This is a genomic window from Fibrobacter sp. UBA4309 (assembly GCF_002395745.1).
Taxonomy (GTDB): Bacteria; Fibrobacterota; Fibrobacteria; order Fibrobacterales; family Fibrobacteraceae; genus Fibrobacter.
The window spans coordinates 1-12,999 of record NZ_DGUN01000070.1; the positions used below are offsets into that span (position 1 = coordinate 1).

The following is a 12,999-nucleotide window of genomic DNA, read 5'->3' on the forward strand; positions in this document are numbered from 1 at the left end:
AAGTGCTGCGCTCCAGCTTCCCGGCAGGGACGGTGAGCGGCGCCCCGAAAATCAGCGCGATTGAAATCCTTTCTGGCCTCGAAAAGGTCAAGCGTCGCTTCTACGCTGGTGCGGTTGGCTACATGGAATCTGATGGCGACCTGGATTTCTGCATCGCTATCCGTTGCTGCCTCAAGCAGGGCAAGACCATCAGCCTGCAGGCCGGTGGTGGCATTGTCGCGGCCAGCAACGCCGACCGCGAATTTGAAGAAACGAACGAAAAGCTCGGAGCAATCAGAGCCGTATTGGAGGGGGAAAATTAAAAGTTAGATGGCGGATCAGGTCCGCCATGACGTAAAAACGTCATTCCGGGCTTGACCCGGAATCTAGTCAAACCCCGAGTAACAAACATTTAAAAATGCGGATAAAAAAATGATTATCATCATAGACAACTACGACTCTTTTACTTACAACGTCTACCAGGCGCTTGCAAAAATCACTAACGAAGAAATCCGCGTGCTCCGTAGCCGCGAATGCACCGTCGCCGACATCGAAAAGCTCTCCCCGAGCCGCCTCATCGTGAGTCCGGGCCCGGGCCGTCCCGAAGACGCCGGCATTTCCGTGGAAGCCATCAAGCACTTTGCGGGCAAGCTCCCGATTTTGGGCGTGTGCCTCGGTCACCAGGCCATCGGTTACGCCTTCGGCGCAAAGATTGTGCAGGCCAAGTTCATCAAGCACGGCATCGCCGAAGAAATCGACCTGGACGGCAAGGGCCTCTTCCGCACCATCGGCAAGAAGAACATCTTCACGCGTTACCACAGCCTGGTTGTTGACGAAGCGACACTCTCTCCGGACTTCGAAGTGACCGCCCGCGCTACCGACGGCGACATCATGGGCATCCGCCACAAGACGCTCCCGATTGAAGGCGTGCAATTCCACCCGGAATCTATCGCGAGCGGCCGCGCCGACGAATTCTTCAAGGCGTTCCTCAACTACCGTCGCGAACCGCTTGACGTGCGCGGAATCTTGAACACGCTTACCGAAGGCAAGGACTTGACCCGCGAAACCGCCGAAATGTTCATGGAAGACTTGACCGACGGCATCATGGATGAACGCCAGATGGCCGCTATCCTTACCGCACTTTCCAGCAAGGGCCCTGTTGCCGATGAAATCGCCGGCTGCGCGAAGGTACTCAGCAGCAAGAAGCGCAAGTTCCCCTACAGCGGCGACGAACTCACGGACATCGTGGGTACCGGTGGCGACGGCAAGGGCAGCTTCAACGTGAGCTCGCTCTCCGGCCTTATCGCTGCAAGCTGTGGCGCAAAGATTGCTAAGCACGGCAACCGCGCGGTTTCCAGTAAGTCCGGCGCCGCCGACTTCTATACGGCTGCAGGCTTCAAGCTCGACATGGTTCCCGAAAAGGCAGCTTCCGTCATCGACAAGACGAACTTTGTGTTCCTGATGGCGCCTGTCTACCACAGTGCCATGCGCTTTGCGGGCCCGGTTCGCGGCGTTCTCGGCGTGAAGACCATCATGAACCTGCTCGGCCCCCTCACGAACCCGGCCGAAGCCAAGTACCTGATGCTCGGTGTCTATAGCACGACCGTGCTGGAACCGTTTACCAAGGCGGCGAAGGCCCTCGGCGCCAAGCGCGTGATGGTCGCCATCAGTGACGACGGCTACGACGAAATTTCGCCCTGCGTGCCGACGACCATCGCCGAAATCCTGGAAGATGGCGAGTACAAGACTTACCGCATCGACCCCAAGGACTTCGGCATCCCCTCCGTGGATCCCGAAGACCTCGCCGGCGGTACGGGTGTCGACAACTTCAACCTCGCTCTCGACGTGCTGAACGGCAAGGGCCGCCCGGGCATCAAGTACGCCTGCGCCCTGAACGCCGGTGCCGCCCTCTACATCAGCAAGAAGGCAGCCAGCATCAAGGAAGGCTTCGACAAGGCCATGAAGGCGATGGAAGACGGCTCGGTCCTGAAAAAGATTGAAGAAGTCAAGGTCGAAACAAATTCGTAACAGAGATCCCCGCCTTCGCGGGGATGACAATGGCAGCAAAATGAGTGAAGATATTCTTGCGAAGATAGTGCGGATGCGCAAAGCCGACATCGAACGGCTTGGGCTTAACTTTGGCATCGACATTCCGGAAAAGCGCCGCGTAGGCCATACGGAATTTCTCGGCAATGCGGGTGCGATTCTCGAAGTCAAGCGCGCATCGCCATCGAAGGGCGATATCGCTCCGGACTTGGACCCGATTGGGCTCGCGACGACTTACGCCGAAGCGCATGCCCAGGCGGTTTCGGTGCTGACCGAAGGCAATTTCTTCAAAGGCTCGCTCCGCGACTTGATTGCGGTTGCAGACCTGATGGAAAAGCGCCGTCAGCAGGGACTGCATGCCTGCGCCGTGCTCCGCAAGGATTTCTTGCTGTACGAAGACGAAATCGATATCGCCTACCGTTGCGGGGCCGATGCCGTTCTTTTGATTGCGCGCATCCTGGATGACGAGCAGCTCGTCAAGATGGCAAGGCGAGCACAGTCTTTTGACATGCAGGCGTTCGTAGAAGTCCGCGAAACCGACGACTTCCGCAAACTGCAAATCGTAACGGATGCCCTCGGCGATGCGGCGGCAAAGACGATTGTCGCAGGCGTCAACTCGCGCGACCTCGCCACGTTCCACACGGACCCGCTAGTGCCCGCGGGCGTCCGCAACAACCTCCCGGCGAAGGCCGTCTTTGAATCGGGCATCCACACGCCGCCCGACGCCGACTATGCGCGCAGCCTCGGCTTTACGGGAATCCTCGTAGGCGAAGCCGTCGCGAAGAACCCGACGCTCGCCAAAGAAGTGGTTGGTGCATTCGAAAGCGGGTGTGAAAACGCCCGAGGCAAGTTCTGGAAAAAATACGCTGAATGTCGCGATGCCCTCCGCATCTCTCACGCGAGCCGTCCGCTCATAAAAATCTGCGGCATCACGCGCGAAGAAGATGGCATGCTCGCCACCGAACTCGGAGCTGACATGCTCGGTTTCGTATTCAGCACCACAAAGCGCCTCACGAACGAAAAATTCGTGCGCACTTTTGTCGCAGAAATTCGTGCAACGCGCTCGCCCGAAAGCACTCCCCTCTTCGTGGGCGTCATCACCGACCCGGATTCTCCCGAAGGGCAAACCGCCATCAAGCTCGCCCGTGAAGGCATCCTCGACGCCGTGCAGTTCCACGGAATCGCGCCGTCTGCCACCAACACCTCCCTCGCCCACTACTGCGCAGCCCGCATGGGCGAAGCTTCCGACTTCGAGCAGGTTGATAGCCTCCGCAAGAACGGAGAGCCGCGCGTCTTGCTAGATGCGAAAGTCGAAGGCATTCCCGGCGGTACCGGCAAACAGATTCCCGAATCCTTACTGCGAGAAAAAGCAGGCGACATCCCGCTTTGGCTTGCAGGCGGCATCACGCCCGAAAACATCACTGCAATTTGCAAGAAGTTCCAGCCGGAACTCATCGACGTTTCGAGCGGAGTCGAAGCAACTCCGGGAATCAAGGATCCCGAGAAAATGCGAGCGCTGTTCAGCGCAGTAACTAGTCTTTAACGCAACGGACGGACTGACCGTCTTCCTTGAAGACGGAACCGCCACCGACACCGAACGTTTCGCTTACCGTCCAGATTTCGACATTACGGGGGCCGCCAAATTCCGACTTGTCTTCTTTCGAAGTCCAGAAATAAGCCTCCCTGCCCATGTCCACGAATTTGTTAAAGTAATATCTTCCGGAATAAAGCACTCCGAATCCCATGTCATCGGCACCATCGAGAACGCCGACATCATACAGAGCCTGCCATTCGTCGTCACCAGGGACATGGAAACCATCCGGGCAGTTACCTCGCTGGGTTCCAGACAAATTCGCATACGATTTCAGGAAGGAGTCGTCGATATTCATCGCCGCAGTCCAGGTGTAGAGGCGGCCGTACGTATCGCAATTAGATTCCTTGCCGTCATAACACCAGCTACCATTCTTGATCTTGCAAGAGAAATAATTGAGGTTTTCGGCCATCCAGGTCTGCGTACCGATAGTCGTCACCTTATAGACCTTGCCGTCACGGGCATCGCAAATGGTATTCGGTTCAAGCGTTGCAGGACACGCTACCGCGGCCGCCTCGGTGCAGGAATCATCTTCGCCCGAAGCGGAACTGGAATCGTCGCAAGCCACAAAAGCCAACATTGCGGCCAAAAATAGAGTCTTATAGATATAATTCATGTGGTACCCCCTGTTGTTTTTCAATATAGCAAATCTTTTTTCAGTCTGTTATTATATTTATTTTCAAAAAAATCCCTGAAAAAGGGACAAGTATAAGAACCGACACATGGCAACATCTCGACAGGCAAAAATTCGAAGCATCACGGTACTCATTGTCGCAGCATTGCTGTTGGAATTGACGACCGCCGTTCAGTACATCTCGATGCGCAGCTCCATCGGCTCGCAAATTCAAGAAATGGCTCGTCGCGACCTGAGCGCCACGAACCGGACCGCCGAAGTAAAAAAGATTGCCGAGAGTGCCCTTGCAGACGTCCTTCCCGAGGTTGAACGGCTAGTGGAAAACGACCAAGAGGATTCCCTGCACAAGGCGCTACAGGACATTGTCGCAAGGCACCCCGAGATTGTCGGCATCGATTTCGTCTATCGCGTCGGGAGCGACAATGTCCGCAACGGATACTTCACTTACAGGGACGAAGAGCACCATAAAGTAGTGGACACCATCATCGATTTCGACTTCACCGAACGGAGCTGGTACCGCGAAGGTCTTCATGGCAACGGATTCTGGAGCGAGCCCTACATGAGCCGTTACTACGAAGTCCTAATGTCCACGTTCTCTCGTCCCGTGCACAATAGCGCAGGCGAAGTCATCGCCGTCATCGGTGCCGATATCCCCATGCTGGAACTTTCGGCGCTAGCATCCCAGCTCTACGGCAACCAGCAGCGTTTGCTGCTCCCCGTCATTATCCTCCATATATTCGGCCTTTTGGTTCTCGCCTTCATCATCTACCGCAGCATCCACAGCGTCAGCCGCCTCAACGAAGTCAACGCCGAAAAGGAATTCATCAACCGCGAGCTCGGCATCGCCAACCGCATTCAAACGGCAATGCTGCCGACAGCGATGCCCGAAAATAAGAATGTCGAAGTCGTGGGCAGCCAGGTTCCCGCCAAGCAAGTCGGCGGCGACTTCTACGATTACTTTATACGCGACAACAAGCTGTTCTTCAACATCGGCGATGTTTGCGGCAAGGGAATCCCCGCTGCATTGGTGATGTCCATGACACAAGCCGTTTTCCGTACGGTTGCTTCCAAAGAAGATAGCCCTGCCAACATTGTGCGCGACATGAACGCCATCGCAAGCCGCGGGAACAGCACCGGGATGTTCTCCACGCTGTTCGTCGGCATCCTTGACCTCGCCACAGGGAAATTGAGTTACAGCAACGCCGGCCACGACAGGCCCCTTATCATCACAGGCAAGAAAACCCGCCAGGTAGAAGCAAAATCCAATATTCCTATCGGCATCATGGAAGAAGCGAAATACCAGGACGTCGAAACCTCCGTTATACCCGGCGACATGATTATGCTCTATACCGACGGCCTGACCGAAGCAATGAACGAAGAAAAGAAACTTTTCGGGTTCCCGAGCATCATCAGCACCATCGGCGACGCGCCCGAACCGGGATTTACGACACCGCAGCAACTGCTCGACAGCATGAAGCAGGCCGTAGCGCAATTCGTTTGCGGCGCAGAACAAAGCGACGACCTGACGATGCTAGCCATCTTATACAAGGGTGCCTAATTGTCAATTTTCAAACATGCGCAAGAACATCGCCATATTTTCAGCGGCCGCAATCGCCGCCATCACTCTCGGGGCCTGCGACTCCAACGGGGACTTCATTCTCGTAGACGATGAAGGCCGCTTTTTGGGAATGGACCCGGTCTACAACTACTGCGAAGACCATGTTTGCCTCCCCGCAGCCGAAATGTTGCACCGTCCGACGACACTCCAGATTTCGTTCATCGCATTTGACACCATCACGAGCGTGTACCTGGAAACACTCGATTGCAAACTGCTCGAGAACGAGAGCGCGGATTCGGTACACCCCACATGCGTCACGAACATCAAGGTAGGCGACAGCGATTCCATTATAAACATGCCGCCTTTTGATTACTACAACAGGCATTACAATTATGGCATGAGCATCGACCCCGACGGCGACAACCATTTACGTTTCACCCTCGTCGACATAAAAGGCGAAGAGAAAAAGTTTGACATAGACCTTAATTTGTACGCAAAGATATACCATAAGGTTTCTGCCGGCGACCACGATACGGCCTACTTCTCGTTCCCCGAGGGGCTTAACACGCTAGAGGGCTACACGCTCGACACGAACTTCGACAGGTCGCAACTGCCAAGCGGCACCGAGTTCGAAACCATCGAGAGATGTTCTATCGCAAGCTACGAATACGACTACGATCTCGACACTGCCTACAAATGCGTCTCGTGCCCCGCATGGATGGACGATTCTACCCGGCGCGAGGCCCTCAAGAACAATGACTGCCCTTTCTACATGGCCGAATCACCCGAGAAATGCGACGGGGACACGCTCTACGTCCTCCCTAGAAGATGGGAGCAGAAAGACATAGCCTGCCTGCACTTCACGGCGACCGACCTACCCCAAGACGTCGCCATCGCCGACATGTTCTCGACTTCGCGCATCAAGAACAACTACGAAGCCGACAAGGCCTACCGCGACGCTAGTTTCTTGAACATATGGCAAGCAACGTTCCGTCTCGGGAACCAGGGCTCGTTCAAGACCGACAGCCTGGTCATCAACGTGCGCGCCCCATACAGTTACGGCGAATAGAAAAGGAACCGCACCTAGAACATTACCCTGTAAGGGATTTGCCTGTCGAAACGGCGGCCCTTCAGGTCGCGGTAGTTTTTATGCGTCGCCCCGCGCATATCGGCAGGGCGTGCACGACGAAGGTCCCGTATCACGGTTGTCGAATCCTTCGCCGTAGAATCGCCCGCGACAATGGACGTCGTGTCGGTCGCGGAGGTATCGCGCGCAGTCGTGTCCTGCGGCTGCACAGTCGAAGTATCCGTGCCCGCGCCGGCAGATTTTTCCACAAGCACCTCGACGCGGCCCGTATATTCGGTACCGTCATTCCCCTTCACGGTATACTTGAACGAGGCAAGTCCGCTGAAATTCGCCTTGGGCGCAAACTTTGCCGTATAGCCGTCACCCGCAAGTTCCACGGTTCCATTCTCCGCAGCAGACACGCTGTAGGTCGGCGATACATCCTTGAACCCGCGCGTAATCGTGCGCAGGTCAAAATCGATGGACTTGCCGCCCGCAGCCGTCGCATGCATGGCTCCCAGCCAGTTGATATACTTCTCGATGCGCACGTAGCCATCGCTTTCCTTGGTCATGGCATCGTCTTTTGACTTGTCATAACCCATCGCCTCTTCGAAGTAATCCGGCATGCCGTCCTTGTCGGAATCGGTCGCGGCCTTCCCCGCAATCACCTCTCCCCAGCCGTTATTGATTTTGATTCCCATGGCGCCAACGCTTTTCACCAGGGCTCCTTCCTTCCCAAGTGTCCCCACCTGGTGCCATATCAGGGAATCAATGTCGTCGTACGGGAGCACGCCGCTCTGTGACGTCACGTAGCGCCAAGCGCTAGCCGCATTGAGCATTGGGCCGCTCGTCGTAAGTTCGCTCCAAGGTTTCGAAAGTTCCTCGCCCACACCCTGGTAGTAGTAAATGCTTGAAGGCCCGCCGTTCAGTTTTCCGTCGCGGTCCGTGTCGATCATGTTGCCGCTCGCGTAGATGCTCTGGTTCTTGTCTACCTGGAACCACGGGTTACTCCCCTTCGGGCCATAGACAAAGTAATTATTCACGATATCGTGATTGAAATGCGCGCTCGTATGTGTCGTGTAGCCCGCCTCGAAGTTGTAGAGGATGTTGTTCACGAACACGTCGTTAATCTTGTCAAGCGGGTTACGGTTGTGCGTGTTCACGAAGGCGTTGTAGTACCAAGCCCAAGTGCCATCCACCGACTCAATGTGCGCACCGAACTGCTGCCCGATGGGGTTTGCAATCAGCGAGTTCTGCACCGTAATGCCCGTAACGCGGTAGCTTGCATTGTCCGAAGAACCGCCGAAGTTGTTCCACGGTGCAAGTTCCACCGAGCAGTGGTCCACAATTACGTTCTTGGAATCGTAAAGGTTGAGCGCATCATCCTTCTCGGACGCGGTATTTTCGCCCGGACGGATTCGCAGATAGCGGATGATGATATTGCTCTGCTTGCCGGTACTGAGCTTGCCGCCGTGAATGGCGATTCCCTCGCCCGGGGCCGTCTGCCCCGCGATGGTAATGTTACTCTTGATAGAAACCGCCGTCTTGATGTTGATGACGCCACCCACGTCAAAGACCACAATACGGTTGCCCTGGCTCACCGCATCGCGGAAGGAACCCGCGCCGTCGTCGTTCAGGTTCGTCACGTGGTAAACGCTGCCGCCACGGCCACCCGTAACCTGCGCACCGAAGCCAAGCGCCTCCGGGAAAGCCAGCGGCTCGGCACCTGCCCCGACAAAACCAAACACTGTTAGGCAAAGCGCCGAAACTGCCGTTTTTGTACCAAACATTCCCATAATCGACCATCCTTTCATCTTATTATACTAAAAATTTATCGCGTCAGGTAAAAACCCCTATGTTTTCGCTGCTTCAAGAGGCGTCCCTGCGTGTCGTAAATGCGTCCAAGGCCATTTACATACTTTCTCTGCGCACGCAGCCTTAACGATGTTGTCGTGGAATCTCCTGTCGCAGTCGTATCGCCCGCGACAACAGATGTCGTGTCGTTTTCGTCTTGTCCGCCCTGCGAAGCGTTCACGGCAAGTCCCTGCGTCACGCCGATGTAGCGGCTAAAGGTATCGCCCGCGTTGTCCTTCAGTGTAAATTGCACGTAGCCCGCACCCGCAAAGCTGTCGGCGAGTTTCACCGTCAACCTGGAACCGCTCACGGTCGCCGTCACGCCGCTCGGGGCCGACACGGTGTAGGTCCCGCCGTCGTAACCGCGGGTAAACTGCGAAAGGTCTATCACTTGGGTTTCGCCCTTCGCGAAGGTGTAGTGCGCGCGGGCCATCCATTCCAGGTAGCGCTCCAGTTCCGTCCAGCCATCGCCCAGGCGGTCCCTGTTCGCTTCGCTAAAGTCACCGCTCTTCGACTTCGGATTGTACCCGTACATATTTTCCCACCAGTCGGGAAGTCCATCGAAATCACTATCGTAATCGTCCGCCCAGCTCACACTCGGATACGGTTCCCAACCCTTGATGTTCGCCGTATCCTTCACGTCGGTTTCGCGGTCGGGAATGCCCGCCATGCCGCCCACGGAACCCTTCATGCTATAGGATCCGTTCTTGGTCTCGTTTATCACGCGGGTATCGTGATTGTCAAGTACCGGCATGCGCTGGCCCACATCGCTCAGCACATCCTTGTAGGCGGCCTTCGCACTCTGGACAGTCGCATACGAGGCAAAGAAAGGCTTGCTGTTCCAGGGTTCCCAATCCAGCACCTGCCCGCCAGAAAGCGAATACTCGCGACCGCAATTGTCGTTGGTGCCGTCGCAGGTGAACTTGCCGCCCGCAGCCTCGAGAATATTGTTGTGGTAGTAATACGCCTGCGAACCTTTGCCCGTACCTTCGAACTGCGCACGCAATGTATAGCCGTGCAAGGTAGTGGCGGCGCCCTCCTTGTAGTAATTGCCCACGAAGTTCACCTCGTGCGCACCGCCATCGGTCACGCGGCTCACCCAGTTATAGACAACGTTGTTGAATATGTCAAGGCGACCCGCGTAGTAGCCGTTCCCGTCGAGGCCACCGCCCAGGCTCCAGTTGCGGCCCGCATTATGCGCAAGCAGGTTGTGGTGGAAACTGCCGATATCGCCGCCGATAGTCGCCGCATACCCGTGTCCCGTCCCGACAGGGTAATTCTGGTGGTCCGCAATGTTCAGCGCCTCCGAAATCAGTGTGCGCTGCAGCGTAAGGTTCTTGCCACCTCGGCTACTGAAGGCTTCGTCAATCGTCCAGCTGATGCTTGCATGGTCCAATATGCTGTGGTCGCCGCCAGTGAGCCCCATGCCGTCGTAGGTGGCACCGTAACCCAGGCGCACGCGCATGAAGCGGATAACCATATCCTTGCCCGTGAACCCGATGGGGGCGCTCTTGATGGTAATTCCCTTGCCGGGAGCCGTCTGCCCCGCAATCGTCACGTAATCCTGATTGCAGACCAGGCGCGATTTCAGCTGGATCATTCCCGACACCTTGAACACGATGGTACGCGGGCCAATTTCTGCCGTGCACGCCTCGCGCAAGGAGCCTGCACCGTCATCGTTCAGGTTCGTCACGTACACTACCTTGCCGCCGCGGCCACCCAGGGCGTTGCGGCCATAACCTTCGGCACCATCAAACGCTAAACGCCCAGGCTTGAAAGACCAGATATTCCCTGCCGTGACCGTTCCGTTCGCATCGACCTCATCTACGCGCCAGTAGTATGTCTGGAGCGGAGTCGTACCGCTCACCTTATACGAACTGCCGGATTGTTCACCCTTGTAAACCGCAGTGCTCGAGGGCGTTGCCGCAAGCACAGCCGCCGAATCCGTCCCGAAATAGACGCGATGCTTTACGGCCGACTTCGCCGCCGTCCACGAAAGCGTCAGCGCCCCGCTTTCGTGCGGAGCGTGATAATCCAAATCCGTCGGAGAAGGGCTTGTAGCCTGTGCCGCCGCATTGGGCACATTCAGTTCAAAGCCGTTCAGGGTAACCGTGCCCGTATTCAACTTTATCGCGGTCGAGGCACCCGTACCGCTTACATTAAAAGTCACGTAGGCAATCGCCGCCTCGCCTGTTGAGAGCGCACGATTCGTGGGCTTGACCGACGCCTGCTTCGAGTTGTTCACGTAGACATCGATGCTGTTACTCGCCACCGTTCCATCAACATTGTTCAGGTACAAAAGGAGGCTGTGCGTCCCTGCCGCAAGATTCGAGAAGGTAAGAGTGATGTTCCCGCCATTTTCGACCATCACGCCGTCGCACACAAGGCGCGCATAGCTCGGGGACTGCACCCCGGCCTTGTACCAGTTGGCCTTGAGGTTCGCGCTTCCGGCGACATGCACCTTCACGCCCGAAAGCGTCGTATCTTTCGAAGCGACACCCGAAACCACCCAGGGCACGTAATTCGGTTCCGTAACCTCGCTCGAATTGCGGCCGCTCATGTCAAAATCGACCTTGATGACGGGCGATGCGGCAAAGGCAAGCGCCGCCGAGAGGCCCAATACGCGAATAGAGTTCAAACATCCCATACATAACTCCTTTCTGCCCACAAAAATACCCTCGAATTTGCTCCGGGGGTAGGGTAAAAAAAATTTCCAGTTGTCCGCGGACTACGGCGGGCACCTGTGGTGCAAAAAAACGCCCCGGCTTCCGCCGGGACGTATCGTTTAGTTAGGAAACTACCGTTCTACTCTTACCTGCACCGCATTCTGCATCGTGCGACCATTGAACTTGACACGGACCATGTAGACGCCTTCGGGGAGAGCCCTGATTTCTCGGGACAAGTCAGACGCTCCTGCCGGAACATTTCTTGCAAGGCGCGCCACCTGGTGGCCAGTCATGTCAAAGAAATCCACCTGGGCATACCCCGATTCGCGGGCAATCAGCGTACCATCTGCAAGATTCAGGTGTATTCCGGCAGCAATGCGAATGTTACCCGCAAAGTCGTCTTCTGCGGTGTAATCGCCACGGGTAAGTCCCGTCGTTCCCGAAGAGTCTCCCGCGACTTCAGCGCTCAAGGTGTCTATCGCTGAGAGTTGCGTTGAATCCTCAAAAAGCACCACGCCTTCGACATCAAAACCGATCTGATCGATGTTCGGTGCACCCGCCTCTTCCAGCGATTTCAGATAAAGCACATTCAACCCCTTCTGGAGCGAAACACCCACCGAGACGCTATCCCAGGTATCCCAATCGGCAGTGGGCTTGAACGTCAGCGAACCGACCAGGTCTTCATTCATCTTCACCATAATGCGACGCGTATCCGTTTTGCCGTGGGCGTAGCGCAGCACCATTGTTGCATTCTTGTATTCCTTCGGCGAAACCAGGTGGTAAATGCCGTAGCTATCGAGACTGTTTTCGAAATCGTAGAATCCCGTGCCGCGGAAATTCTCGTGGTTGTCGGCAAAGGCTCCCTTTGCATCGGTCGGTACCGCCGCCTCGATATCGCTCCGAACCATAAGAGGAGCAGGTCCCGATTCCACGACACTCAGGATGGTGAATTTTCCGTTGCGAGTCGCTTCGCCAAAGTCAGCATTCCCGCCTTTCGTCGTAATCGTATAGGTAAACTCGCCCTCGACAACGGGAGTCCCGCTAAAATAGAGCGATGATGTCGTCGCATTCCACACGGCCGTCACGCCTGCCGGGAGCCCGTCAACATTCGCCCCATCCGCATGCTGGATCGCGAAGGTGAACGGGACAATCGAATCACCCTTCACAATCACCTGGCTCGAACTACCTGCGCCCTGCTTGACAATCGCGGCCGCCTTCGGCGTGTTGTCGCCTATCAGCACAATGTCCGGCTTCGGGAACTTGCCCTTGTTGCCATGCAGCCAAAAACCCAGATGCGGCGGCTGGTTGTAGGCGGTATTCTGCCAGCTCATGCCATTGCGATAAACCGGATCGTGCGCAAGCGTGTACATGCGATGTTCGGTAGGCGTGGTCGTCGTGTAAATGTAAAGCTTGGAGGCTCCATCGTGCAAGATGACTTCCTCGCGCCAGTCGCCCAGAATGTCACCGCTGAAATTCGGTGTCGCCTTGGTGGTATTGCAGCTGTTGCCCTGCATCTGGAAAAGCGTATTGCTCTGTTGCTTTGCATGGTCCCACTTGCTGATGGTCGTATTGTCCAAAAGTTCGTCAAGCAGGTCACCATCCCAG

At 56.2% G+C, this 12,999-nt stretch carries 9 protein-coding genes; 5 read left to right on the forward strand and 4 right to left on the reverse strand.

Going from position 1 to position 12,999, the window contains the following annotated elements:
• From B3M32_RS09815 to B3M32_RS09825, 3 genes are all read left to right on the forward strand, one after another.
• Window positions 1-302, forward strand: a 302-nt coding sequence (locus tag B3M32_RS09815; protein WP_290746091.1) for a chorismate-binding protein, incomplete at its 5' end; no start/stop codon positions are given.
• Window positions 303-411: 109 nt separating this feature from the next.
• Window positions 412-2,007 carry a bifunctional anthranilate synthase component II/anthranilate phosphoribosyltransferase gene (locus B3M32_RS09820; RefSeq protein ID WP_290746094.1) on the forward strand — a complete coding sequence of 532 codons (1,596 nt, stop codon included), beginning with the start codon at window positions 412-414 and terminating at the stop codon, window positions 2,005-2,007.
• Window positions 2,008-2,047: 40 nt separating this feature from the next.
• Window positions 2,048-3,568: a bifunctional indole-3-glycerol phosphate synthase/phosphoribosylanthranilate isomerase gene (locus B3M32_RS09825; RefSeq protein WP_290746097.1), complete on the forward strand. Its 1,521-nt coding sequence runs from the start codon at window positions 2,048-2,050 to the stop codon at window positions 3,566-3,568.
• Here the strand turns inward: B3M32_RS09825 and B3M32_RS09830 are convergent.
• Window positions 3,558-4,232 carry an FISUMP domain-containing protein gene (locus B3M32_RS09830; protein WP_290746100.1) on the reverse strand — a complete coding sequence of 225 codons (675 nt, stop codon included), beginning with the start codon at window positions 4,230-4,232 and terminating at the stop codon, window positions 3,558-3,560. The genes B3M32_RS09825 and B3M32_RS09830 overlap by 11 nt on opposite strands.
• A gap of 106 nt (window positions 4,233-4,338) precedes the next feature.
• On the opposite strand from B3M32_RS09830, the gene B3M32_RS09835 reads away from it, so the two are divergent.
• On the forward strand, window positions 4,339-5,808 hold the full coding sequence (locus B3M32_RS09835) for a PP2C family protein-serine/threonine phosphatase (RefSeq protein WP_290746103.1): 1,470 nt from the start codon (window positions 4,339-4,341) through the stop codon (window positions 5,806-5,808).
• Window positions 5,809-5,824: 16 nt separating this feature from the next.
• Window positions 5,825-6,877 carry a hypothetical protein gene (locus B3M32_RS09840; protein ID WP_290746107.1) on the forward strand — a complete coding sequence of 351 codons (1,053 nt, stop codon included), beginning with the start codon at window positions 5,825-5,827 and terminating at the stop codon, window positions 6,875-6,877.
• A gap of 14 nt (window positions 6,878-6,891) precedes the next feature.
• Here the strand turns inward: B3M32_RS09840 and B3M32_RS09845 are convergent, their stop codons facing one another.
• The 3 genes from B3M32_RS09845 to B3M32_RS09855 form a co-directional block, all read right to left on the reverse strand.
• Complete coding sequence (locus B3M32_RS09845) at window positions 6,892-8,664, reverse strand: Ig-like domain-containing protein (RefSeq protein WP_290746110.1); 1,773 nt, start codon at window positions 8,662-8,664, stop codon at window positions 6,892-6,894.
• 41 nt (window positions 8,665-8,705) lie between these two features.
• Window positions 8,706-11,375, reverse strand: coding sequence for a hypothetical protein (locus B3M32_RS09850; RefSeq protein ID WP_290746113.1), 2,670 nt, complete (start codon window positions 11,373-11,375; stop codon window positions 8,706-8,708).
• A gap of 150 nt (window positions 11,376-11,525) precedes the next feature.
• Window positions 11,526-12,999: carbohydrate-binding protein (locus tag B3M32_RS09855; RefSeq protein WP_290746116.1), on the reverse strand; the 1,474-nt coding region annotated here is incomplete at its 5' end.